This is a genomic window from Amycolatopsis jejuensis, assembly GCF_000717335.1.
Classification (GTDB): domain Bacteria; phylum Actinomycetota; class Actinomycetes; order Mycobacteriales; family Pseudonocardiaceae; genus Amycolatopsis; species Amycolatopsis jejuensis.
On sequence record NZ_JNYZ01000023.1, the window covers coordinates 40,105 to 63,204 of the forward strand.

The 23,100-nt window shown below is 69.4% G+C and carries 26 protein-coding genes; 13 read left to right on the top strand and 13 right to left on the bottom strand.

Annotated features, from left to right (window positions below; all coding sequences use genetic code 11):
• Positions 1–35 precede the first annotated feature (35 nt).
• Positions 36–1,331, bottom strand: coding sequence for an MFS transporter (locus OO71_RS29605; protein WP_245633820.1), 1,296 nt, complete (start codon positions 1,329–1,331; stop codon positions 36–38).
• A gap of 90 nt (positions 1,332–1,421) precedes the next feature.
• Between OO71_RS29605 and OO71_RS29610 the strand changes: the two genes are divergently transcribed.
• Both OO71_RS29610 and OO71_RS52440 read left to right on the top strand, forming a co-directional pair.
• A complete protein-coding gene (locus OO71_RS29610) occupies positions 1,422–2,036 on the top strand; it encodes a TetR/AcrR family transcriptional regulator (RefSeq protein WP_033293233.1) in 615 nt (204 codons plus the stop codon).
• Between the two features lie 112 nt (positions 2,037–2,148).
• Positions 2,149–2,358 (top strand): TetR-like C-terminal domain-containing protein, encoded by a 210-nt coding sequence (locus OO71_RS52440; protein ID WP_051792450.1) that lies wholly within the window; start codon positions 2,149–2,151, stop codon positions 2,356–2,358.
• Here the strand turns inward: OO71_RS52440 and OO71_RS29620 are convergent.
• The 4 genes from OO71_RS29620 to OO71_RS50990 form a co-directional block, all read right to left on the bottom strand.
• Positions 2,341–2,553, bottom strand: coding sequence for an acyl-CoA carboxylase subunit epsilon (locus OO71_RS29620; RefSeq protein WP_033293234.1), 213 nt, complete (start codon positions 2,551–2,553; stop codon positions 2,341–2,343). The two genes, OO71_RS52440 and OO71_RS29620, sit on opposite strands and share 18 nt — an antisense overlap.
• 7 nt (positions 2,554–2,560) lie before the next feature.
• On the bottom strand, positions 2,561–4,198 hold the full coding sequence (locus OO71_RS29625; protein ID WP_033293235.1) for an acyl-CoA carboxylase subunit beta: 1,638 nt from the start codon (positions 4,196–4,198) through the stop codon (positions 2,561–2,563).
• A 71-nt stretch (positions 4,199–4,269) separates the two neighbouring features.
• Positions 4,270–5,238, bottom strand: a complete 969-nt coding sequence (locus tag OO71_RS29630) for a GlxA family transcriptional regulator (protein WP_051792451.1) — start codon at positions 5,236–5,238, stop codon at positions 4,270–4,272.
• Complete coding sequence (locus OO71_RS50990) at positions 5,175–5,564, bottom strand: hypothetical protein (RefSeq protein WP_162186122.1); 390 nt, start codon at positions 5,562–5,564, stop codon at positions 5,175–5,177. Before OO71_RS50990 ends, OO71_RS29630 begins: the two co-directional genes overlap by 64 nt.
• Between OO71_RS50990 and OO71_RS29635 the strand changes: the two genes are divergently transcribed.
• From OO71_RS29635 to OO71_RS52445, 4 genes are all read left to right on the top strand, one after another.
• A complete protein-coding gene (locus tag OO71_RS29635) occupies positions 5,539–6,369 on the top strand; it encodes an ABC transporter substrate-binding protein (protein ID WP_162186123.1) in 831 nt (276 codons plus the stop codon). The genes OO71_RS50990 and OO71_RS29635 overlap by 26 nt on opposite strands.
• Positions 6,347–7,390: a FecCD family ABC transporter permease gene (locus OO71_RS29640; RefSeq protein WP_245633821.1), complete on the top strand. Its 1,044-nt coding sequence runs from the start codon at positions 6,347–6,349 to the stop codon at positions 7,388–7,390. Before OO71_RS29635 ends, OO71_RS29640 begins: the two co-directional genes overlap by 23 nt.
• The gene (locus OO71_RS29645; protein WP_033293236.1) at positions 7,390–8,181 is read left to right on the top strand and encodes an ABC transporter ATP-binding protein; all 792 of its coding nucleotides are present in this window, start codon (positions 7,390–7,392) and stop codon (positions 8,179–8,181) included. The genes OO71_RS29640 and OO71_RS29645 overlap by 1 nt, the downstream gene beginning before the upstream one ends.
• A gap of 196 nt (positions 8,182–8,377) precedes the next feature.
• Positions 8,378–8,632, top strand: a complete 255-nt coding sequence (locus tag OO71_RS52445; RefSeq protein ID WP_051792453.1) for a GNAT family N-acetyltransferase — start codon at positions 8,378–8,380, stop codon at positions 8,630–8,632.
• Positions 8,633–8,793: 161 nt separating this feature from the next.
• On the opposite strand, the gene OO71_RS29655 is transcribed toward OO71_RS52445, so the two are convergent.
• Together OO71_RS29655 and OO71_RS29660 are read right to left on the bottom strand one after the other, a co-directional pair.
• Positions 8,794–9,681 carry an SRPBCC domain-containing protein gene (locus OO71_RS29655; protein ID WP_033293237.1) on the bottom strand — a complete coding sequence of 296 codons (888 nt, stop codon included), beginning with the start codon at positions 9,679–9,681 and terminating at the stop codon, positions 8,794–8,796.
• 31 nt (positions 9,682–9,712) lie between these two features.
• Positions 9,713–10,414, bottom strand: a complete 702-nt coding sequence (locus OO71_RS29660) for an NAD(P)H-dependent oxidoreductase (RefSeq protein WP_033293314.1) — start codon at positions 10,412–10,414, stop codon at positions 9,713–9,715.
• A gap of 70 nt (positions 10,415–10,484) precedes the next feature.
• On the opposite strand from OO71_RS29660, the gene OO71_RS29665 reads away from it, so the two are divergent.
• Complete coding sequence (locus OO71_RS29665; RefSeq protein WP_156096608.1) at positions 10,485–11,468, top strand: GlxA family transcriptional regulator; 984 nt, start codon at positions 10,485–10,487, stop codon at positions 11,466–11,468.
• 156 nt (positions 11,469–11,624) lie between these two features.
• Here the strand turns inward: OO71_RS29665 and OO71_RS29670 are convergent, their stop codons facing one another.
• The gene (locus OO71_RS29670; RefSeq protein WP_051792454.1) at positions 11,625–12,419 is read right to left on the bottom strand and encodes an NBR1-Ig-like domain-containing protein; all 795 of its coding nucleotides are present in this window, start codon (positions 12,417–12,419) and stop codon (positions 11,625–11,627) included.
• 81 nt (positions 12,420–12,500) lie between these two features.
• A complete protein-coding gene (locus OO71_RS29675) occupies positions 12,501–13,361 on the bottom strand; it encodes an alpha/beta fold hydrolase (RefSeq protein WP_033293239.1) in 861 nt (286 codons plus the stop codon).
• Between the two features lie 57 nt (positions 13,362–13,418).
• Between OO71_RS29675 and OO71_RS29680 the strand changes: the two genes are divergently transcribed.
• Positions 13,419–16,319 carry an ATP-binding protein gene (locus tag OO71_RS29680; protein ID WP_033293240.1) on the top strand — a complete coding sequence of 967 codons (2,901 nt, stop codon included), beginning with the start codon at positions 13,419–13,421 and terminating at the stop codon, positions 16,317–16,319.
• A gap of 51 nt (positions 16,320–16,370) precedes the next feature.
• Positions 16,371–16,874: a VanZ family protein gene (locus OO71_RS29685; RefSeq protein ID WP_033293241.1), complete on the top strand. Its 504-nt coding sequence runs from the start codon at positions 16,371–16,373 to the stop codon at positions 16,872–16,874.
• 248 nt (positions 16,875–17,122) lie between these two features.
• Here OO71_RS29685 and OO71_RS29690 read toward each other — a convergent pair whose 3' ends face one another.
• A complete protein-coding gene (locus OO71_RS29690; RefSeq protein WP_033293242.1) occupies positions 17,123–17,566 on the bottom strand; it encodes a pyridoxamine 5'-phosphate oxidase family protein in 444 nt (147 codons plus the stop codon).
• Between OO71_RS29690 and OO71_RS29695 the strand changes: the two genes are divergently transcribed.
• Positions 17,565–18,047, top strand: coding sequence for a MarR family transcriptional regulator (locus OO71_RS29695; protein ID WP_033293243.1), 483 nt, complete (start codon positions 17,565–17,567; stop codon positions 18,045–18,047). The genes OO71_RS29690 and OO71_RS29695 overlap by 2 nt on opposite strands.
• Here the strand turns inward: OO71_RS29695 and OO71_RS29700 are convergent.
• Together OO71_RS29700 and OO71_RS29705 are read right to left on the bottom strand one after the other, a co-directional pair.
• The gene (locus OO71_RS29700; protein WP_033293244.1) at positions 18,044–18,574 is read right to left on the bottom strand and encodes a hypothetical protein; all 531 of its coding nucleotides are present in this window, start codon (positions 18,572–18,574) and stop codon (positions 18,044–18,046) included. The two genes, OO71_RS29695 and OO71_RS29700, sit on opposite strands and share 4 nt — an antisense overlap.
• A 92-nt stretch (positions 18,575–18,666) precedes the next feature.
• The gene (locus OO71_RS29705; RefSeq protein WP_033293245.1) at positions 18,667–19,095 is read right to left on the bottom strand and encodes a MarR family winged helix-turn-helix transcriptional regulator; all 429 of its coding nucleotides are present in this window, start codon (positions 19,093–19,095) and stop codon (positions 18,667–18,669) included.
• A gap of 64 nt (positions 19,096–19,159) precedes the next feature.
• Here OO71_RS29705 and OO71_RS29710 point away from each other — a divergent pair, with 64 nt between their 5' ends.
• The gene (locus OO71_RS29710) at positions 19,160–20,494 is read left to right on the top strand and encodes an MFS transporter (RefSeq protein ID WP_245633822.1); all 1,335 of its coding nucleotides are present in this window, start codon (positions 19,160–19,162) and stop codon (positions 20,492–20,494) included.
• Here the strand turns inward: OO71_RS29710 and OO71_RS29715 are convergent.
• On the bottom strand, positions 20,464–21,540 hold the full coding sequence (locus OO71_RS29715) for a C40 family peptidase (protein ID WP_033293316.1): 1,077 nt from the start codon (positions 21,538–21,540) through the stop codon (positions 20,464–20,466). The two genes, OO71_RS29710 and OO71_RS29715, sit on opposite strands and share 31 nt — an antisense overlap.
• A gap of 91 nt (positions 21,541–21,631) precedes the next feature.
• Here OO71_RS29715 and OO71_RS29720 point away from each other — a divergent pair, with 91 nt between their 5' ends.
• Positions 21,632–22,441, top strand: a complete 810-nt coding sequence (locus OO71_RS29720) for a biotin--[acetyl-CoA-carboxylase] ligase (protein WP_033293247.1) — start codon at positions 21,632–21,634, stop codon at positions 22,439–22,441.
• Between the two features lie 82 nt (positions 22,442–22,523).
• Positions 22,524–23,099 (top strand): PH domain-containing protein, encoded by a 576-nt coding sequence (locus OO71_RS29725; RefSeq protein ID WP_033293317.1) that lies wholly within the window; start codon positions 22,524–22,526, stop codon positions 23,097–23,099.
• Position 23,100 lies beyond the last annotated feature (1 nt).

Consider the following 23,100-nt stretch of genomic DNA (forward strand, 5'->3'; position numbering starts at 1 on the left):
CTGCTGGGGGTGGCACCGAGGGGCCACCCCCAGCGTCAGTCGACCTGGTGCAGCTGATCCCGAGCCTGACGCGCCCGACGGCCCCACAGGGAATACCACCCGGCGATGCCCGTGCCGACTGTCAACGCCGCTGCGCTCAAGCCCAGCGACCAGTGCACCCCGACCGCGGAACCCAGCAACCCCACGGTGAACCCGCTTCCCGCGCGCAGACCGTTGGCGGACACGTTGTACACGCCGATCACCCGACCGCGTTCCTCCGGTTTTGCCAGCAGCTGCACCACGGTCTGGCCGATCGACATCGATGCCAGGTTCGCCACCCCACCGACCACCAGCAGGATCACCGCCAGCGGATAACTCGCGGTCATGGCGAAGAACAGACTCGAAATGCCGTAGATCACCGTGCTCACGACCGCCGCGGGCACGCTCGGTTTGATCCTTCCGGTTGCCTCCAACAGGATTCCGCCGATCACGCCGCCAGCGCCGTTGGCGAACAGCAGCACCCCGTACGCGGTTCCGGCGTTGCCCGCGCCGAGGTCCTGGGCGAAGATCGGCATCGAACTCTGCAGTGACGCACCCACGAAGAATGCGCCGAGCCCGGCCAGGATGATCATCCCGACCATGGTCGGGTTCGCGCTCACCTCACGCAGCACGCGCACCGAATCCAGCAGTCCGACCCGTGGCCGGCGGATGATTCCGCCGTCGCGGGTGTGCCCGGTGAACTTGGTGCGGAAGAGGAAGATCGTCAGCGGCAGGTAGAACGCGACGTTCACGAAGATTCCGGCCACCGGACCCAGCCCCAGCAGCAGCGCCGACCCGACGACCGGTCCGAACAGGATGCCGAGGCTGCGGAAGGTCGCGTTGAGCCGGACCGCGCTCGGCAGCTCCGCCGGTTCGACGAAATCGTGCAGCATCAGCTGTTCGCCCGGACCCCAGATCGCGCCCGCGCAGCCGTGCAGAATCAGCAGTACGCACGCACTCCACACCTGCAGTGTGTCCGTGACGATCAGCACCCCCCATGCCACCGACACGGCCATGAACAGCACCTGCGCGGCCTGGATGATCCGGCGGCAGTCGTGCCGGTCGGCCAGCCCGCCGAAGTACACCGAGAACAGCAGGAACGGCACCCAGTGGCTGATCACCTCGAACCCGGTGAGCGCAGGCGACTGGAACTTCTCCCACAGCACCCAATACGTGATGACGTGCTCGATGTTGTCGGCCATCATCGCGAGCGCGGCGCCGAACAGGTACGGGCGGCAGTCTTTGTTGTACAGCGCAGCGAACTTACGCGGGGGCGCGATGGTCTCCCCCGGCTCGGGCACGTGCGTCGGCACGCCGCAAGCGGAACACATCCCCAACCCCCTTCACCCGGTTACCTGGGCAACGCTAGACGAGACGCTGCGTCTTGACTAGACTGTTCCACCGTGGGAGACGTCACTGCGCCGGACCCGCGCCGGCACTACGGGAACCGATACGGCCGCAGCGAAAACGCGCGCCGGGCGGTGCTCCATGCTGCCGATGACCTGCTGGTCGAGCACGGTTTCGCCGGGCTCACCATGGAGCGCATCGCGGCGCATGCGGGCGTGTCGAAGCAGACGATCTACCGCTGGTGGCCGTCCAAAGTGGACGTTCTACTGGACGCGCTCGGTGACGACCTGGCCGAGGAGCTAACCCCGCCCGACCACGGTGACCTGCGGAAAGACCTGTCCGCGCACCTGGCCGCGGTCGCGGCGTTCCTGACCTCCGCCGACGCCGGCGCGGTGTTCCGCGCGCTGCTCGGCCAGGCCCAGCACGATCCAGCGCTCGCCGAACGGCTGCGCGCGGAGCACGTGCACGGGCAGCACGAACGGGACCGGTTGCCGCTCGAACGTGCGGTCGCTCGTGGTGAGCTGCGGTCTGATATCGACTTGGATTGTGCGGTTGAGCAGCTTGTCGGGCCGATCTATTACCGCGTGCTGGTGACTGGTGGGCCGGTGCCGCCGGAGTTCACCGACCAGGTCGTGGACGGGTTTCTGGACCGGTCGGCGCGGGAAGGCTGAAGCGCGCCAAGCTCCGTCGCCAGGAGCCAGCGGCGCGCGGAGGGCGGCTGCCCGGTCGATCCAGCGTGGCGAGTTCGGCGTCGTCCGGGTTGCCGCGGACAACGCGGAGCACGTGCAGGGGCAGCATGAACGGGACCGGTTGCCGCTCGAACGTGCGGTCGCTCGTGGTGAGCTGCGGTCGGATGTCTACCTGGATTGTGCGGTTGAGCAGCTTGTCGGGCCGATCTACTACCGCGTGCTGGTGGCTGGCGGGCCGGTGCCGCCGGAGTTCACGGACCAGGTCGTGGACGGGTTTCTGGACCGGTCAGCGTGGGAAGGCTGAAGCGCGCCAAGCTCCGTCGCCAGGAGCCAGCGGTGCGCGGACGGAGGCCGCGCGGTCGATCCACCACGACGTACGCCGCGACGGAGGCGCCGCGGGCGGGGCTGCGGCTGCGGCGGCCACCACGGCGGTGAGCGCGGCGAGTTCGGCGTCGTCCGGGTTGCCGCGGACCACGCGGAGCAGGGGAGTGTCCGTCATCGCGGCCTCACAGGGGGATGTTGCCGTGCTTCTTGGGCGGCAGTGACTCACGCTTGGTACGCAGCAGGCTGAGCGCCTTCGCGATGTGGCCGCGGGTGTGCGCGGGCACGATCACCGAATCGACGTAGCCGCGCTCGGCCGCCGCGTACGGGTTCAGCAGCGTGTCCTCGTACTCCTGGATCAGGTCCGCGCGCAGGGCGTCGACATCCTTGCCGTCGGCGGCAGCGTTGGCGAGCGTCTTGCGGTGCACGATGTTCGCCGCGCCCTGTGCGCCCATCACCGCGACCTGCGCGGTGGGCCAAGCCAGGTTGAGGTCCGCGCCGAGGTGCTTGGAGCCCATCACGTCGTACGCGCCGCCGTACGCCTTGCGCGTGATCACCGTGATCAGCGGGACCGTGGCCTCGGCGTACGCGTAGATCAGCTTCGCGCCGCGGCGGATGATGCCGTTCCACTCCTGGTCGGTGCCCGGCAGGAAGCCCGGAACGTCCACAAAGGTCAGTACCGGGATGTTGAACGCGTCGCAGGTGCGCACGAACCGCGCGGCCTTCTCGGACGCGTCGATGTCGAGGCAGCCGGCGAACTGCGTCGGCTGGTTCGCGACCACGCCGACGCTCTGCCCGTCCACCCGCCCGAAACCGACCAGGATGTTGGGCGCGAAAAGCTCGTGTACCTCGAGGAATTCGCCGTCGTCGAGCACGCGGGTGACGACCTCGTGCATGTCGTACGGCGTGTTCGGCGAGTCGGGGATCAGCGTGTCGAGCTCGCGGTCGGTGTCGGTGACGTCGTCGAAGAACCCGGCGGGCGGCTGGTTCGCGTCGAACTCCGGCGGCTCGGACAGGTTGTTCTGCGGCAGGTAGGAGAGCAGTTCCTTGACGTAGGCGATGGCGTCCTCGTCGTCGGACCCGAGGTAGTGCGCGACGCCGGACTTGGTGTTGTGCGTGCGCCCGCCGCCGAGCTCCTCGAAGGTGACGTCCTCGCCGGTGACCGTCTTCACGACGTCCGGGCCGGTGATGAACATCTGCGACGTCTCGTCGACCATCACCACGAAATCGGTGAGCGCGGGGGAGTACACGTGCCCGCCCGCGTTCGCGCCCATGATCAGCGAGATCTGCGGGATCACGCCGGAAGCCATGGTGTTGCGGCGGAAGATCTCGCCGTACAGCCCGAGCGAGACGACGCCTTCCTGAATCCGCGCGCCGCCGCCCTCGTTGATGCCGATGATCGGGCGGCCGGTCTTGATCGCGAGGTCCATGACCTTGACGATCTTCTCGCCGTACACCTCGCCGAGCGCGCCGCCGAACACCGTGACGTCCTGGCTGAACACACACACCGGACGTCCGTCGACGGTGCCGTGCCCGGTGACGACGCCGTCGCCGTACGGCCGGTTCTTCTCCAGGCCGAAGTTCGTGGAGCGGTGCCGCGCCAGCTCGTCGAGCTCGACGAAGGAGCCCTCGTCGAGCAGCAGGTCGATGCGCTCGCGGGCAGTTTTCTTGCCCTTGGCGTGCTGCTTCTCGATGGCGCGCGCGGACCCGGCGTGCACGGCCTCGTCGTAGCGGCGGTAGAGGTCCGCGAGCTTGCCGGCCGTGGTGTGGATGTCCGGTTCTCCCTCGGGCGGCGTCCCGAGCGGCTGCGTCGCACTGCTCATGACGCGGAGCTTAGCTACTGCGTGGTTGCCGCGCGTGTGGCGTAGGACTCCTCCGGCTCGGTGTCGGGCGGTCAAGTGCCGGCGAACATCCGGCGGTACGAGCTCGGGGTGGTTCCGGTGGCTCGGCGGAAGTGCCGGCGGAAGTTGGCCGGGGTGCCGAGACCGCAGCGGACAGCGATGTCGTCGACGGTCAAATCGGTGGTTTCGAGGAGCTCACGGGCCTGGTCGACCCGTGCGGCGTTGAGCCACTTGATCGGGCTGGTGCCCATTTCGTCGGTGAAGATGCGCGCGAAGCTGCGGGCCGACCGGCTCGCGTGGGCGGCGAGATCGGCGACCGCAAGCGGCTTGTCCAGGCTGGTCAACGCCCATTCCAGAGTCTCGCCGAGCCCGGTCCGGGCAGTGGCCACCGACGGCCGGGCGATGAACTGTGCTTGCCCGCCTTCCCGGTGCGGCGAGGCGACGAGGTCGCGGGCAACGGCGTTCGCGATGGCCGCGCCGTGGTCGCGGCGCAGCAGGTAGAGGCACAGGTCGATGCCGCTGGCGACGCCTGCCGAGGTGATGATGTCGCCGTCGTCGATGTAGAGCGCGGCCGGATCGACGGCCACGTTCGGATAGCGCCGGGCGAGCTCGTCCGTTCGGCGCCAGTGGGTGGTCGCGCGTCGGCCGTCGAGCAATCCGGCCGAAGCAAGCGCGAACGCCGCGGTGCAGATCGACGCAATTCGAGCGCCGCGTCGGTTCGCTTCGCGGAGCGCGGCCGCCACGTCGTCCGGCGGCTCGGCCAGAAAATCGCGGAAAGCAGGAACGATCACCGTGTCCGCTGCGATCACCGCGTCGAGAGCGTGCGTGGCGTTGACCGTCCAGCCACTGTCGGTGGCGATCGAACCGGCGTCGCGGCCGCACAAAGTCACGTCGTAGGGCAGGTCGCGGCGATCGAAGACCTGGAACGGGATGCCGACTTCGAGCGGAGCGACCCCGTTCAGCGCCAGCACGGCGATGCGGTGGGCGAGTCCGGGCCGGGCGGACGCAGTCGGCGACGGCATGGCAGAAATCTATCGCAAGCAGGCAGTCCTGCTGCTTGCCGGAGAAATGCATCGTTGCGAAAGATGATCTTCTGTGCGGGATGCGAGTAATAGATGACGAAGTACCGGATGCCGGTGGCCGTTGTTGCAGTCGTGGCAACCGCGCTGACCGGCTGCAGCACGGCACCGGACGCGGCCGTGCCGGCGACCGGCGGGACTTCGGTCAGGGTGGAGAACTGCGGCCGGACCGAGAACTTCCCGAAGACGCCATCCAGGGTCGTGATCCTGAACGGCACGTCGGTGGGGGAGGCGGAATCGTTCGTGGTGCTCGGCCTGAGCGAACGCATCGTCGCGAACGTGCAGTCGTACGGTGTTTCGGATGTGCCGTCCTTGGCGGAAAAGGTTGCGGCATTGCCGACGGCGGGTCTGACGGTGAACGAGAACCACGATGTGCCCGCCGAACAATTGCTCGCCCTGCAACCGGATCTGGTCGTTTCCACGTGGCCGGGCGGATTCGACCGGAGCTCCGGCTTCGCCACCCGGGAAGAGCTGGCCGCAGCAGGCGCGAACACATTGGTCAATCCAGCGAATTGCGCCGGGGGCGGAGCAGCAGCGACCGCCGAGCAGAAGCGCCGTTACGAGACCGTGGGAATCGAGGGCAGTTTCGACTTCCTCCGGCTGCTCGGCAAGGTCTTCCACGTCGAGGCCAAGGCGGAAAATGTTGTCGCAGCACAAGAACACCGGCTCGCGCAGGTGGCAGCGGTGTTGCGCGGCAAGAAGCCGGTCCACGGCCTGGTGGTGAGCCCCGGACCGGGCACGGACGGAACGCCGGCGGCCTGGACCGGTGGCATCGTCGACGAAGTGCTCAGGCGCGCCGGTGTGGAGAACGCTTTTGCCGGGCGTCAGCGAGAAGCTTCCGGCATGATCAGTGCCGAGCAGCTCGCCGCGGCTGAAGTGGAGATACTCGTCATTTTTGCGGATTCCAGCGTCGAGGTGGAGGCCCTGGCGACGAAAACGTTCGCCACATTCCCGCAGTGGGCAGCGTCGAAAGCGAATCGGTACGTCGTGGTCCGCGACGGGCTGTATTTCGGTCCGACGAATGCCGCGGCAGTCGAGAAGGTCGCGAGAATTGCTCACCCGGATTCGTTCTGACCCGAGCCGCACTCGCCTGCCGCTCGGCGGGTGGGTCGCGCTGCTCGCCCTGATTCTCCTCGCGGTCGCCGTGCTCGGCGTGTGCGTCGGCAGCGTGCCGTTGCCGGTCGGCGATGTGGTGCAGGTGGTGCTTGCCAAGGTCGGTATCGGTACGCCCACCTCGCCACTGAACGCCGTGATCGTGTGGGATTACCGCATTCCCCGGGTCATTGCCGCGATGACCGCCGGGGCAGGGCTGACGGTGTCCGGGATCGCGTTGCAGGGCCTGGTACGGAATCCGCTCGCTGACCCGTACGTCGTCGGGGTTTCTTCGGGAGCGTCGTTCGGTGCGGTTCTCGTCATGGTTGCCGGCGGCGGTGCGTTGCTGGGCCTCGGCGTGCCCGCCGGGGCGTTCGCCGGCGCGGTTCTCGTCCTCACGCTCGTCTTTCTTTTCGCCCAGCGGCGCGGTGCCTTCACCGACAACCGGCTCGTCCTCGCCGGTGTCGCGCTCGGCTACATCGCCGCTGCCGGAACCAGTTTCGTCCAGCTGCAAGCGAAACCCGGGCAGCTGACCGGAATCCTGTTCTGGACCCTCGGCTCCGTGTCGGGCGCGCGGTGGAACTCGCTGCCGATCCCGGTCACGGTCATCCTGGTCTGCGTCCTCTGGCTGCTGACCCAAGGTCGTGCGTTGAACGCGCTTTCCCTGGGCGACGACGCCGCAACAGCCGTCGGAGTGCATCTGCGCCGGCTTCGGCTGTCTTTGCTGCTCGTGGCCGCGCTGTGTGCCGCGGTCACCGTCGGGATCGCCGGGGGCGTCGGCTTCGTCGGGCTGATCATCCCGCACGCGGCCCGTCTGCTCGTCGGAGCCGACCATCGCCGCGTCCTTCCCGTCGGCGCGTTGCTGGGAGCGGTGTTCCTCGTCGCCGTCGACCTCGTCGCCCGCACTGCCGGTTCGCCGCACGAGTTCCCGCTGACGATTTTCACGGCACTGGCAGGCGGACCGTTCTTCCTGTTCCTGATGCAGCGGGAACGAGGACAGTGATGCGCGTCGACCTCGCTTCCGTCACGATCCGGCTCGGTGGCACCCCGATCGTGCAAGACATCGACCTGTCGGTCCCCGAGGGCGCGTTCCTCGCGATCGTCGGGCCGAACGGTTCCGGCAAGACGACGCTGCTCCGCGCGATCTACCAGGCGGTACGGCCGGTCGGTGGTGCCGTGCTGATCGGCCGTCGCGACGTCCGCGCCGTGCCACCGCGGGAAGCCGCCCGGCTCCGGGCGGTCGTGCCGCAGTTCCAGGACGCCGGAACCGGCCTCACCGCGAGCGAGGTCGTCGGCACCGGCCGGCACGCTCACGTGCGCTGGTGGTCGGCGGAACGCCCGGCCGACCGGGACCTGGTCACCGAGGCCCTCCGGCGGACCGGTGCCGGTCCGCTCGCGCAGCGGGTGTTCAGCACCCTGTCCGGCGGTGAACGGCAACGGGTTCTCCTCGCCCGGGCGCTCGCGCAGGAGGCGTCGGTGCTGATCCTGGACGAGCCGACCAACCACCTGGATCCGCGGGCGCAGCTCGACCTCCTCGACCTGCTCGGCAGCCTTCCGCTGACGCGGATTGCCGTCTTCCACGATCTCGACCATGCCCTCGCCTACGCGGACCTCGTCGCGGTCCTGCACTCCGGCCGCCTCGTCGCGTCGGGTCCTCCGGCCGAGGTGCTCACCGACGACCTCACCACGACAGTCTTCGGCGTCCGGTCGCAGCTGATGCAGCACCCGCTCACCGGCCGCCCGCACCTGCTGACGGCGCCTTTGCCGGGTACTCCGACAGCAGAAGGCCACTAGGGTGACGAGGTGTTTCCGGTCCGCTCGCTCGTGCCCGCCTGCCTCGATCTCGGCGCCGATCGTGGCTGGCCGCGGGAGGAGCGGAAGTGGTCGATGCTGCTGGACGTCGGCCGTGGGTTCGGCATCGACGCCCCGGACGGCGGTCTCGCAGCGAGTGCGATTCTCACCCGGACGGGACCGACGGCGACGGGTCTCGATGGTCGTGGTCGCCGAGCGGTTTGCACGCCGCGGGCTCGCCCGCCGGGTGATGGCGCATGCGCTCGACGCGGCCGGGGATGCGGTGGTTTCCTTGCATGCCACGGAAATCGGGCGTCCGCTATATGAATCGATGGGTTTCGTGGTCGACGGCGGCTGCAATGACTACCGGGGTCGCTTTGCCGACGACGGCGGGCCGGGTGCGCGGCCGATCGGCCCGTTGGACGTCGCGCGGGTGTATGGAACGTGCATGTGACCGATGGCGGGTACGCGCTGGGCACGGTGCTCAACGGCGTGACGGTGATCGGCCCGGTCGTGGCCTCCGACGAGGAACAGGCCCGTGCGCTGATCCGCAGCATCGCCCGCGCGTCGGATGGTGAGATGCGGTTTCGCCATACAACACAGCGCTCGGTTAGGTCACCCGCGGCTGGCTTCGTACTGCTTCCTCGTCGAAGCCACCCTCTCCGCCGACCACGGATCCAGCGCAAGATCGAACGAAGCAGCAAAAAGCGCGTTCAACTGCTCATGCCGGGTGGCCATCAGATCCGGCAGCTGGTCGGCGAGGTCGGCCGGGACCGTTTGCCTCAGCTCCACCCGCACGCCGTCCAGCGGGTCGGCCGTCACTTCCCATCGGACGCGGCCGTGGTCCGTGTACTCCAGTACCTCCGGCGAGCGTGACTCCAGGACCTCGGCGTCTCCCGCGAACTCGAGGAGCCGTTGCCACACATCGGCTGGGGCTGGCCAGACCAGGTCGCGGCGGAAGCGGAATTCCTTGCCGCCATTGAGGATTTCGCTTTTGAGGATTTCGCCGTATTCCAGGCCCCATTCCTCGATGTAGTGCAGCATCCGCGCGTGCCAGTCCGTCGGGAGCACCGGGGTCCGGCCGTCGAGTGCCGCGTCGAGCGATTCCAGGCAGGCGACCCAGCCGGTGGTGTGCCGTCCGGCGGCGATCAGTGCGATCTCCGGCTCGCCGCGGTTGAACGTGTGCGTGAACTCCAGCTTGCTGCCGGTGCGCTCGGCCGACACCTCGATCCGGATCACGTCCGTGTTCCAGCTGAACTCGAACAGCCCGGGAGGCTGGTAGGCGAGGATTTCGCCCTCGCTGGTGTCACCGGTTTCGGTGAAGGTGAACGTGATCTTGCCGCCCGCCGCGGGGCGTTCCGGCAGGGTGACCGCGGCCGGGAACCAATGCGCCAGCTCCTCTGGCGTGGTGATCGCGTGCCACACCTTCTCCGGCGGATGGGTCAGGTGCCGTTCGATCGTCACGCCCGGCCTGCCGGACGGGCTGGTCTGCAGGATCGCCATGCCCGTATATAACCACGGCGGCATATGCGGGTCAAGAAGCCAGGTGGATCCCGTAGCCGCTGCGGCCGGGAGCGACGTCCGGATGCAGCACGAGACGACGGTCGTAGTCGCCGCCGTCCTGCGTGCGATACGGAAGCGGATCGGCCGTTTCCAGTGAATGCAAACGCTTGCGCAGGTGCTCGGCGGTGCATTCGAAGCGCTCCGGCGTCATCCGGTTCGTGCCCGTGATGGTGACCGGCGGCAGCACCGTCATGCCGGTGTAGAAGAGCGTGGCGTGCTGGACGCCGAACAGCAGGTCATCGAGCGAGCCGTGCGCACCGCGCGGGCCGAGGCTCTCCGCATGCGCGCCCGCGGTGACCACCACCATGGCGCGCTTTCCGGCCAGCACGCCGTTGCCATAACGCAGGACGTGGCCGGTTTCGTCGCGGAAGTCGTAGCCGTAACCCTGCACCAGGACGCGGTCGAACCAGCCCTTCAGAATGGCCGGGGTGTCCGCCCACCAGAGCGGAAACTGCACGATGACGGTGTCGGCCCAGGCGAGTTTCTCGTGCTCGGCGCGGACGTCGCCGGGCACCGTGGCGATCTTGTCGACCACCGGGTTCCAGCGCATGGCGTAGAGGTCGGATTCGCGCACTTCGTGACCGAGGCTGCGCAGCGTGGCCAGGCCGTCGTCGCGGAGGGCGCCGTTGAGGGATTCGGGTTCGGGATGAGCGAAGACCCACAGGACGTTCATGTCGTCAGGGTGCATCCGCATCGGGACGCGAAACAGTGGCCGGATGGCCACCTTGTGCAAGAATCGAGCCATGGCTGTTTTCCGGCACCCCGAGCGGCACAAGGTCGCGGTGCTGGTGCGCCACGGCATGCTCGTGATGGAGCTCGGCATCGTCCACCGCCTGTTCGGGCAGGCCCGTTCGGCGACCGGCGAGCGGCTGTACGAGGTCATCACGTGCACGCCGGAGCCGGGTGACATCCGCACCGACGCCGACTTCACCATCCCCGTCCCGCGTGGTCCGGAGGCCGTGGCCGAGGCGGACACCGTGATCGTGCCCGCGTCGTCGGCCGAGTACGAGCCCACCGGACACCAGCTGACGCCGCCGGTCGCGCATGCGATGGGCCTGATCCGGCCGGACACGCGGATCGCGTCGATCTGCACCGGCGCGTTCGTGCTTGCCGCGATGGGCCTGCTCGACGGCAAACGCGCGACCACGCACTGGCGGTCGGCGTGCGAGTTCCAGCTCGAGTACCCGCGGGTATGCCTCGACCCGGACGTCCTCTACACCGAGGACGAGAACGTTTACACCTCGGCCGGGGTCGCGTCCGGCATCGACCTGTGCCTGCACCTGATCCGCCGCGACTTCGGCGCGGCCGTGGCCAACGAGGTCGCGCGCGGCACGGTGGTGTCGCCGCATCGTGAGGGCGGGCAGGCGCAGTTCATCCGCCGTCCGGTACCCGAGCCGCGTTCGCCGTCGACGGCCGCCGCGCGGGCTTGGGCGCTGGAGCACCTCGAACGGCCGCTGACCCTGCGTGACCTGGCGGCGAAGGAGTCGATGAGCACCCGCACGTTCACTCGCCGCTTCCGCGACGAGGTCGGGATTTCGGCTCTGCAGTGGCTTACCCAGCAGCGAGTGGAACGGGCGCGGCAGCTGCTGGAGGAAACCGAACTGCCGATCGACCGCGTTGCTGCGGCGTGTGGGTTCGGCACCGCGGCCTCGCTGCGCCAGCACCTGCAGGCCGCGCTCGGCGTCTCGCCCAGCGCCTACCGCACGACTTTCCGCCGCACCGCCTGAAACCGGCGGCCCGTGGCAAAGTCCGTGAAGGGAACCATGAGGGAATCTGATTCCGTGAAGGTGGCCACGGACTTGCCACGGGCCGACCCCCAGCGACTCCCATCCTGGCGAGGTACCGGGGGTGTCCGGTATGGGTCTTACAGAATCTGACAGTCCTCAGGAGACCACGGTCACCAGTACGTACACCGGACGGCGCGTGGTGAAGAACTCGGCACCCGAGGCGTCGACCATCTTCCAGCCGATCCAGCACCGGCCCGGCGAATCGGGCGCGGTCACCGGCACGCTCACCATCACGTGGTCGCCCGGTGCGGTGTCGCCGATCAGCACCCGCTCGGGGGTCCGGCAGGCGCCCGGACCCGGCGGCAGGTCCATCCGCTGCAGGTACCGCTCGTGCCAGACCACCGAACCGGCGTTCTGCAGCTCCCACACCTTGAGCACGGTCTCCCCGGTGCGGATCGTGGTGCCGTCGGGGACGGTGACGTCGGAGATGAACTTGGTGTTGTCGCCGGGGATGCGGGCCCCGGCGTCTCCGGTGCGCGTACCCAGCTTCGGCACCACGAACGCGGCGATCCCGCCGAACAGCACCACGACCAGGGCAGCCGCGGCCAGCGCGTACTTCCGGCGGGGCCGCGGGGTGGCCGGTTCCGTGCTGACCACGAGCGGTGCCACCACCGGTTCGGGCGCCGGTTCCCCGATCGGCTCGGGCGGAACTCCCTTGAGCTCCTCCCACCGCCACCGCCACTGCTGCTCGTCCGCACCGCAAGCCCGCACGAACTCACGCGTCGTGTCCCACGACGGGAACCGGGTGCCCCGGACAGCCTCGTGCAGCGTGGTGTGCGAGATCTGCCCGGAGCGTTCGGCCATCTTGCGGAACGACGGGTCCCCGGCCTGCGCGCGCAGTGCGGCCAGCTCCGCCGACAGCACCTGCGCGGGAGAACGGCCGTCGCCCATTGCGCTCCCCGGTTGTCAGATCCGCTGGTCAGCGACCAGTCTGACATTCCGGTCCGACACCGGCAGGGCGTACCCCGCGGGTCAGCGCAGCAACAGCTCGCGCAGGGTCTTGGTGACCATGGCCGGGGCCTGCTCGGCCATGAAGTGCCCGGTGGTGACGGTCTCGTGCACGCAGGTCGGCGCCCACGCGCGCCACAGCGCGACCGCGTCGTAGCCCAGTGCGACACCCCAATCCTGCTGCACCACGGTGACCGGCATCTCCAGCTGCTTACCCGCCTCGCGGTCGGCGCGGTCCTGCTCGATGTCGATGCCGGCGGACGCGCGGTAGTCGGCGACGATGGACGGGACCGCGTTCCGGCACGCTTCGAGGTACCGCGCGCGGATGTCGGCCGGGATGGCTTCCGGGTCGGCGCCCCACTGGTCGAGGAAGTGGCCGAAGAATGCGTCTGGGGCGCCGCTGATCAGCTGCTCGGGCAGTCCGGGCGGCTGCGCCATCAGATACAGATGGAAGGCGACGGCCGCGTTGACGCCGCTCAGGACGTTCCACATGTCGAGCGTCGGCAGTACGTCGAGGATCGCCAGGTGGGTCACGTGGCCGGGGTGGTCGAGGCCGGCGCGGATCGCGACGAGCGCGCCGCGGTCGTGCCCGGCCAGCGCGAACTTCTCGTGGCCGAAGGCGCGGGCGAGGGCGACGACGTCGGCGGCCATGGTGCGCTTGGAGTAGGTCTGACCGTCGTCGGCGGGTTTGTCGCTGTCGCCGTAACCACGCAGGTCGGGGCAGAGCACGGTGTGGTCGGCGGCGAGGTCGGCGGCGACGTGCCGCCACATCAGGTGGGTCTCGGGGAAGCCGTGCAGCAGCACGACGGGGGAGCCGGAGCCGGCGACGGCGACATTCAGTGAGACGTTCTCGGCGACGGGCACTCGTTGGTAGTCGAAGTTCATGTCGACAGCCTGCGCGGGGCCGATCAGTATTCGATCAGCGATTACAGTACGGAGCCGATGGCTGTGTCGTTCGCGGTGCTGGGTCCGCTGGTGGCCCGCGACGCGCGAGGGCCGGTGGCGCTGCACGGGCCGCGGCATCGCGCGGTGCTGGCGCGCCTGCTCGTCGCCCGCGGGCAAGTCGTTTCCACGGACGCGCTCGTCGACGCGTTGTGGGCCGAGCCGCGCGCGGGTGCGGTCGGTGCCGTGCAGACGTTCGTGGGTGCGTTACGGCGTTCGCTCGAACCGGATCGGCCGCCGCGGACACCGGCGACGCTGCTGGTCACCGAGGCGCCCGGGTACGCGCTGCGGGCGGCCCCGGACCAGGTCGACGCGTGGCGGTTCGAGGCGTTGCTGCGCGGAAATCCGACGGTTGCGCAGCTCGACGAGGCACTCGGCTGGTGGCGGGGCGAGCCGTATGCGGAGTTCGCCGACGAGCCGTGGGTGCGCTCCGAATGGTCCCGGCTGACCGAACTTCGGCTGCTCGCGCTGGAACGCCGGGCCGCCGGGCTGCTGGACCTGGGCCGCGCGGCCGAGGCGGTACCCGATCTGGAGTCCTATGTGGACGCTCAGCCGCTGCGGGAGGACGCGTGGCGGCTGCTCGCGCTCGCGTTGTACCGCACCGGACGCCAGGGCGAGGCGCTCGCGGCGCTGCGGCGGGCCCGGACGGTGCTGGCGGCGGAACTCGGCATCGATCCGGGTCCGGCGTTGCGGCAGCTGGAGCAGGACGTACTCGCGCAGGCCCCGCAGCTGGTCCCGCCGGTTCGCGGACCGCGGCTGGCCGGACGCGACCCGGAGCTGGCGCGGCTTGCCGAGGCCGCGGCGGACGTCGCCGAGCGGAAACGGTTCCGGCTCGTGCTCGTGTCCGGTGAGGCAGGTGCGGGTAAGACGGCGCTGGCCGAGGAATTCGCCGCGCGGCTCGGCTGGACGACGGCGTGGGGCGCGAACCCGGACGGCGGCGGCGTACCACCGGCTTGGCCGTGGACCCGAATTCTCGCCGCATTGGGTGAACCTGTTCCGCCCCGGGAAGCGGCCGACGACCCGGCGGTGGCGCGGTTCCAGTGGCACCACGCGGTGATCGAGCGGCTCGCGGACGTCGCGCGCCGAGGTCCGCTGCTGCTCGTGCTCGACGACATCCATTGGGCGGGCGAGGAAACCTTGGCGCTGCTCGCCGCGGTGACCGGGGAACCGTTGCCGCTAATGGTGATTGCGACCTATCGCGCCACCGAGGTGTCCGCGGAACTGACCACCGCGCTGGGGCGGCTCGCGCGGGCCGATCCGGTGCGGTTGTACGTGGGCGGGCTGTCCGTCGAGGCGGTGGCCGAGCTGGTCGGTGCCGATTCCGCGGCGATGATTCATCGGCGGACCGGGGGAAATCCGTTCTTCGTCAAGGAACTTGCGCGCGCTGGCTCCGAGGATTTACCGGATGGCGTGCGCGATGTCGTTCGGCACCGGCTGGCGGCGCTGCCTGAACCCGTGCGTGCGGTGCTGGGAAAGGCGGCGGTGATCGGGGCTGAGGTCGACCTCGGCCTGCTCGGCGACGTTCTCGAAGAGCTGGAAACCGCGGTACAGGCGGGATTTCTCACGGAAACCGGTCCTCGGACGTTCCGGTTCGCGCACGCCCTGGTCCGCGATGCGATGTACGACGACCTGTCGCTGGCGCGGCGGGCGCAGCTGCATCGGGAGGTCGGCGAGGCATTGGCGCGGCATCGTCCGGCGGAGATTTCGTTGCTGGCGCACCACTTCCTGCTGGCCGGAGACGATCGTGGCGCCGGTTACGCTCGGGCGGCGGCGGAACGGGCCGAGCGGGATTTCGCGCCGCAGGAAGCGGTTCGGCTGTGGCAGGCCGCACTGGCGCAGGGTCCGCGTACCGTCGAAGTGTTGATGGGGCTGGCGCGCACGTCGGCGATTGCGGGTTCGCTGCCTGCCGCCCGCCGGTACCGCGCGGAGGCGTTGGACCTCGCCGGTGCCGATCTCGCGTTGACCACCAGGGTGTTGACCGCCTTCGACGTTCCCGGCATCTGGACCGAGAACGACGACCCCGCGCTGGCTCGCCGGATCGCCGATGCCGCGGAACGCGTGCTGGCCACCGAATTGCCGCCGCCGGTCCGGGCACGGTTGCTGGCGACGATTGCGTTGGAACTCCGCAGCGACGGCGGTTCGCGGGCGCACGACGCGGCTGTCGAGGCGGAGGCGCTGGCGCGGACGGTCGACGATCCCGCGTTGCTGGCGCTGGCGTTGAACGCGCGATGGACGCAGACGTTCACGCGCGCCGGATTGGCCCCGGAACGTGCCCGGATCGGGGCGGAACTGGTCGACCTGGCCGCCCGGCACCGGTTGGTGACGTTCGAAGTGTTGGGCCACCTGGTACTGGTACAGGCCCGCTCGGCCCTCGCCGACTTCGCGGCCGCTGACACGCACGCGGCCGCCGCCGACCGGTTGGCCGAGGAATACGACCTGCCTTTAGTTGGAGTCTTCACCGAGTGGTACCGCGCACTGCGGCTGGCAGTCACCGGTCCGGTGCCCGCGGCGGAGGCGGCATACCGCGCTGCCGCGGCCCGTCTTTCGGGCAGCGGAATGTCCGGAGTGGACCGGGGAATGCTCCCGCTCGCCCTGCATTGTCTTTACGTGCAGCACGGCCTGGAGTCCACAGTGGAGGATTGGCAGCTACCCGCTGCGCGGCCGGACCTGTTGCAGGAACTACGCGCATGTCTGTCCACTGAGGATCCACAGCAGGCTTACGACCTGCTGGCCCCGGCGGAGAACGAACTCGCGGGCGCGGGGACCGGCCTGGTTACCCTGGGTCCAGTGGCGCAGTATCTCGGTGATTTGGCCGTGCAACTGGGTTTGCCCTCCGCTGAGCACTACCGGAAGGCGACGGAGGTCGCCCGGCGGGCAGGCGCTCCACAGTGGACTCGGTGATGCCCGGGGGCCCCGTCGAACGTCGCATAACACTGCTATGCTCAGCCAGTCATGATCACGAACTTCCTGCTCGACCACTGCGGACTCGTCCCGCTGGCTTTCGTGCTGATCCTGCTTGCCTGCGCGGTAATCGGGGTCCTGCTGCTGCGCAGCCGCCGCTTCGGGACCCGGATCGCACTGGGCCTGGCAGGGCTTTCGCTGCTCTCGATTCTCGCGCTCACGCTGGTCCCGGCCTCCCGGGACATGGACGTGGCAGCGTGCACGGTGCAGTTCAGCCTGCCGAGCCTGACGAGTGTCGAACTCGTGGCCAACGTCGCGTTGTTCGTGCCGCTGGTGTTCTTCGCCGCTTTGCCCGCGCGGCGCCCGCTGCTGGTGGGCTTGGGTGGAACAGTCCTGTCGGCTCTCGTGGAGGCAGTGCAGGCGCTGGTCCCGGCGATCGGCCGCGCCTGCGACACAAACGACTGGCTGATGAACACCCTCGGCGCGGCTCTCGGCTTGCTGCTGGCATACGGCGCGCGTGCGGTGGCGGCACGTTTTGCGCCGGTCACCCGCTGACCCACGCGTTGTCGGCGTTGCTCGCCGAGTGGTTCGGCCGCGGTGCATTCCAGCGGCCGCAATCGGCGCGTTTGACCCCCGATACTCGTCAAGGGTTTGCCAAGTGTTGTAGGCGGTGCTCAGCCGCCATGGAGTCATTTTCTTGGGGCGACGACATTGTCGCGGATCTGGGGTTGTAGCCGCGTGGCTCGGCAGCAGTGGGTTCGGCGATTGCGCCCCACGTGCGTTGGCGGCACGTTTTGCGCCGGTCACCCGCTGAGCCATGCGCCGTCGGCGGTGCTCAGCCGCCACGGGGTCATCTTGAGGACCACGATGTTGTCCCCCAGAATCCGTGGGTCGTAGCCAAGCGGTTCGGCTGCAGCCAAGAAGAAATCCCACACCCTGCGCCGCGTCGGTTCGTCCTCGGCGAATTCTGCCGCGCATTCGGCGACCGCGACCTCGTGCGCCGGATCCCAATACGAACACGACACATAAGGCCGACGCGTCAAATGTGCCACCTTCAGCGGCGTCGGTCGCGTGAACGCCCACCCGACAAGGCCGTCGCCGACGCGTTCCCAATACGGATGAATGACCCGCGACCGCGGACGGTCCCGGCGGTCGACGGTCGCCACCGTGCACCACACGATCCGGTGCGCCACGCGGACGAAATCGTCGACCACCTTCGCCGGGGGACTGCTACATTGCACAACCATGGTTGTGCAATGTACGCCGGCGGACCTGGACCTGTCACTCGTCGCGGTATTCGCGGGCTGGGCGATGGCGGACGAGGTCCAGCGCAGGATGGTCGCCGAGCGTTTCGGGGAGCTGCGGTTCAACGACGGCGTCGTGATCCAGCACGTGGTTGCGGGACCGGTGTCGATCACCGCGATCGCGGAGCGGATGGGGGTGAGTCAGCAGGCGGCGTCGAAGGCGGTCGCGGATCTTGAACGGCGCGGCGTCCTCACGCGGCGGAAGTCACCCGAGGACGCGCGCGCGTGGTTGGTGCACTTGACGGAATACGGCGAAAACGCCGTGCGGGCCGCGCGGGTTCATCGGGCGGACCTCGACGCCGAGCTTGCGGACGATTTCGGCGCGGACCGGGTCGCCGCGGCTCGGGAGGTGCTGGCGGCCGTGGTGACCCGGTTCGGCGCGGCGGACGCGGTGCGGCACCGGCGGGTGCGTCCGGCGCATTAGTCCACCACGTACCACTTGCCGTTGCGGAGTTCCAATACTGCGTCGCCGAGGTCGCCGTCGGTGAACTTCACGCTGGCTTTCACTGCGCTGGCCGGGATTTCGACCTTCTTCGCGCCCTCGGTGATACGAGACCGGTCGACGGTGGCGGTCAGCAGTGCCTTCTTCTGCGCGGCGGAGATCATCCCGAACGAGATCGGGATCGTCTGCTCGCACGGCCCGAATCCCTGGTCCTCCGCCTTTTTCGCGGCCGGACCGGCGATTTCGCACACCGTCGCGACGTCCTGCTTGCCCACCGCGTGCATGAAGGCCTCGTACCGCTCGACCGCGCCCTGTTGCGTGGAACTCGTCGGCGGCGCGGAGGTCGACGGCGCCGTCGAAGTCGACGATGGTGCCGACGAGGTGGACGAGGCCGGGGCCAAGCTCAACGAAGAAGACGCCGGAGCCGCCGAGCCGCTCACGCCGCTCGAACACCCGGCAACCAGCAGGAAAACGCCCATGGCGAACACAGGCAATGCACGAGCGGACATGAAGTGCCTTTCCCCTCAGGAAGAATGTCCGGAGCATAAGCGACGACGATCGGGCCGGCGGGCGAAACCGGAAAACTCCAGCCCGCGGGGAGTCACCGGGGCCGGATCAACCGCTCCATCAGGTGATGGAACTGGATCACTTCGGAGCGCGACCAGTCAGCGGTCAGTTCCGCGAACACCGTCTCCTGCCACTCGTGCGCGGCTTCCACCAGATCGGCCCCGGCAGCGGTGACCGCCAGTCGGCGCTGCCGTCCATCGCGCGGCGAAGCGACCTTCCGCAGATAGCCACGCTGTACCGCCTGCGCAACGAACCGGCTCGCGCCCGATTGGTCGATGCCCAGCTCGTCGGCGACATCGTTGACCGTCGCGCCGCCGCGGTCCCGCCAAGCCTGTACCGCCTCGACGACCATCACGTCCCGGCCGCGTTCGGCGTCCACCGCCTGGCCCGCTCCGGTCCAGCGCCGTGACCAGTAGCGGACGAAGCGGAAGAGCGTCTGGCCGGGACCACGGGGTTCGCGCATGCCCCAAGTGTATGCGAAACGCATGCTATATTTATATGCGAATCGCATACATATGGAGGGGCGGATGGCCGGTTTCGCCGCGCTGCTGCTGGGCATGCTGCTGGCTCAGCTGGACACGAACATCGTGGTCGCGGCCTTGCCGTCGATCGGGAGCGACCTCCACACCGGGGCGATCGCCGGGGTGACCGCGGCGTACCTGCTCACCGTGACCGTGACGACCCCGCTCGCCGGAAAGCTCGGCGACGTCCTCGGCCGGCGAGCCGTTTTCACCGCCTCGGTGCTCGTCTTCGGCGCCGGGTCGCTGGCATGCGCGGCGTCGGGCTCGATGCTCACGCTGATCCTGGCGAGGGCGGTGCAGGGCGTCGGCGGGGCCGGGTTGATCGTGACTGCGGTCAGCACCATGGGCGTGTTGTTCGACAAGACCGAACTGGTACGCCGCCAGATTTGGCTGAGCGCGGCCACGGCCGTCTCCGCGCTGGCCGGTCCGCCGGTGGGCGGGTTCGTGTCCGCGGCTTGGGGATGGCCGTCGATCTTCCTGATCAACGTGCCCGTCTGCCTCGTCGCGCTGATGCTCGGTTTACGTGGTTTACCTGCTGGGGAAGGGGTTTCGTCGCTCCGCGGGTTCGACGTCCTCGGCACCGTGCTGATTGCCGTCGTCGCGTCGAGCATCGTGCTGCTCGGCTCCTTCGAACAGCTCGCGAACTCGCCGGCGTGGGCGTCTGTGCTCGCCGGAGCCGCGGCTGCGGGGACCTGGTGGTTCGTGCGGTGCGAACGGCGCGCGGCGAACCCGTTGATCCCGCCGGGGCTCTTCGCTTCCCGCGGGCTCGCCAGATCCATCGTCGCGACGGGGCTCAGCGGGATCGCCCTCTTCGGCACCTTCACCTTCATCCCGCTCGCCGTCATCGCGGGTACCGGCTACGACGCGGCCACGGTCAGCGGCATGCTGGTCGCCCTGACCGGAGGTCAGCTCGCAGTCACGATCACGTTTTCCATCGTGGCCCGCCGTTACCCACGCATGGTCCCGTGGGGACGGCTCGGGCTGGGCATGGGCGTGGCAGGCCTGGGTTTGCTTGCCACGCTCCCCTTTCAGCCGGGGATCGCCGCACTGCTCGGGCTCGCGCTGTCCGGCGCTGCCCTCGGCCTGTCGATGCAGGCGTACCCCTTGCTGGGCATCGCGTGCGCCCCGCCGGAGCACTTCGGCTCGGCCATGGCGACGGTGACGTTCGCCCGGCAACTCGGCGGCTCACTGGGTGCGGCCGTCTTCGGCTGGCTCGTGATCGTCCTGCAGACGCCGGCCGTCGCACTCGGTGCCGCCGCCGTCGTTCTCCTCGTCGCACTCGTTGCCGCGCCCCGGAAACGAGACGAACTTCAGCCGGTCGGCCGACCCGCTCCCGCGTAGTCGTCGCCGGGGGTGTGGAACGTGTGGATCTGGATGGCCTGTCCCTCGGTGGGCGCGTTGATCATCAGGCCGTTCCCCAGATACAGCCCCACGTGGTGGATGTTCGTGGCCGGATTGCCGTAGAAGACCAGGTCACCCAGCTGCGGTTCCTGCCCGCGCGCGACCGGCGGCAGCGCGCGGAACTGGCTGTCTGCCGTACGCGGCAAGGCGACACCCGCGCTGTCGTACGACGCCTTCGTGAGGCCTGAGCAGTCGAAACCCGCGGCGCCTGCGTCGGGGCCGTTGCCGCCCCAGACGTACGGCAGGCCCAGTTGCCCCAGCGCGAACCGTGTGGCGCGCACCGGCGGCGACGCGGATTTGGCCGGGTCGAGCGAAAGCGTGGCGTACAGCTGCGCGTACCCGAGCACCCGCTGCCGGAACAGCTCCATGTCACTGCCGTTGTGGTACCCGGACATGGCCTTCCACCAGCCGTTGCCCGCCGACAGGTCGACGCCGCTCGCGCACAGTGCGCGGCCCGCGGCGACGGACGCCGAAGACGGATCGGACAACGCCGGGTGCGCGATTCCCGGGATCTCCGCGCCGTATTTCTTCCACTGCGCCGGGGACAACCCCATCGGGGCGCCGTCGCGAGTGGCCTGGCCGACGCCCGCGAGCGTGACCCACGACAGATGGCAATCGGGGTGTTCGTTGCGCATCGTCAGCTCACCGTTGGCATACCCGAGCAGCGCGGGCGCCGGAATGTCGAGCGGTCCGGCCAGCGAACCCGCCCACTGCTCCAGCGGCGACGGACCACCGCCGCCACCCGCCGCACCCTGCGCCGGTTCCTGTGCGCGTACCGGGGCGCTCGCCTGCAGCACCGACGGCCCGCTGACCGGCGCGGGCGCGGTGAGCGCTGCCTCGGCCGGAGCGGGCGCGGGTTGGTCGCGGCCGGCCACGAGCCAGCCCGCGGTGGCCAGCCCGGCCACGAGCGGCAACGCCACCAGCGCACGATGCAGTGCACCGCGGGCCCAGGACGGGCCGGCGGTGCGGGTCTCCGGCGGCGTCACGGCGTCCAACTTAGAAGAGCGCACCTCTGCGTAACGAGCGAACGGCTCGCACGTTAGGGGGACTCTCATATCGTGGGCATATTGTGGTCGCATGCCTGAACTCGACGCGACCCGGCTGCGGGACGGACTCGGCGGCCGCTACGCCCGCCTCGACGTCGTGGCGACCACCGGTTCCACCAATGCCGACCTGCGGGAATCCCTCGTCGCGGGAGCCGCCGACCGGACCGTCCTGCTGGCCGAGGAGCAGACCGCGGGGGTGGGTCGGCGGGCTCGCTCGTGGAGTTCGCCGAAGGGCGCCGGGCTGTATCTGAGCATCGGGCTGCGGCCGTCCGGCGTGCCGTTCGCCGCGCTCGGCTCACTGTCCGTGGTTGCCGGGCTTGCGGTGTACGCCGTCGCCACCGATTTGGGGGTCGACGCGGCACTCAAATGGCCCAACGACGTGCTCGCCGGACCCGAGCGGGCCAAGTGCGCGGGCATCCTCGCCGAGGCCGTGTCCGGCGACGAACCGGCCGTCGTGCTCGGCATCGGGCTCAACGTGCTGCCGCTCGGCGACGACGTCCCGGCCGGTCCGGGCGGGCTGGCCGCGACCTCGCTCGCCGAGCAGGGCGCGACGTCCACCGACCGCACCGAGGTCGCGCTCGCCCTGCTCACCCGCTTCGACGACCTCGAACGGCGCTGGCGGCTGGCCGCCGGGGACCTCACCGAGGCCGGTCTGCTCGGCGACTACCGCGCGCAGTGCGCGACGCTGGGCCAGGACGTACAGGTGCAGCTGCCCGACGGGTCCACGCTCACCGGGCGCGCGGCCGACGTCGACGCCGCGGGCCAGCTGCAGGTCGACGTCCCCGATGGGCGGCGGCTCACCGTCTTCGCCGGTGACGTGGTGCACGTCCGCCCTGCTTGACCTGATCGGGCGCGCCTGCCCGGGTCCGGCGCCGGTACGGTGGATCCACCACACCGCTACACACTCGCAGGGGGCGCACGCCGTGGCCTATCCGGACGATTTGCTCAGCCAGAACGAACGCGTGGTGGTGCACAGCCACCCGCACTTCAAGATGCTGATCTTCCCGTTCCTGGCGTTCGTGATCACCGTCGGCGCGGCGGTGTGGCTGCTGCTGGTCACCAAGGACCTCGCCGGACCGTGGAACAGCGTCTCGATGATCGCGATCGGCGTGGTCGCGCTGGTACTCGTGGGGTGGCTCTTCCTCGCGCCGCTGGTCCGCTGGCGCACCACGCACTTCATCGTGACCACGGACCGGCTGATCGCGCGCGAGGGCGTGCTCAAGCGCACCGGCATCGACATTCCGCTGTCCCGGATCAACAGCGTGCAGTTCGAGCACGGTCTGCTCGACCGGATCTTCGGCTGCGGCACGCTCATCATCGAATCGGCCTCGGACGAGCCGCTGCGCTTCGATGACATTCCCCACGTCGAGCACGTGCACACGGTCATTTACCGCGAAGTCAACGACAATCCTTACGACGACTACCACGGCACGCCCGGCCCGCAGGACACCGAACCCCTGCCGCCGCGCGGCCGGGAACCGCGCGGAAGGAGACGCTGAC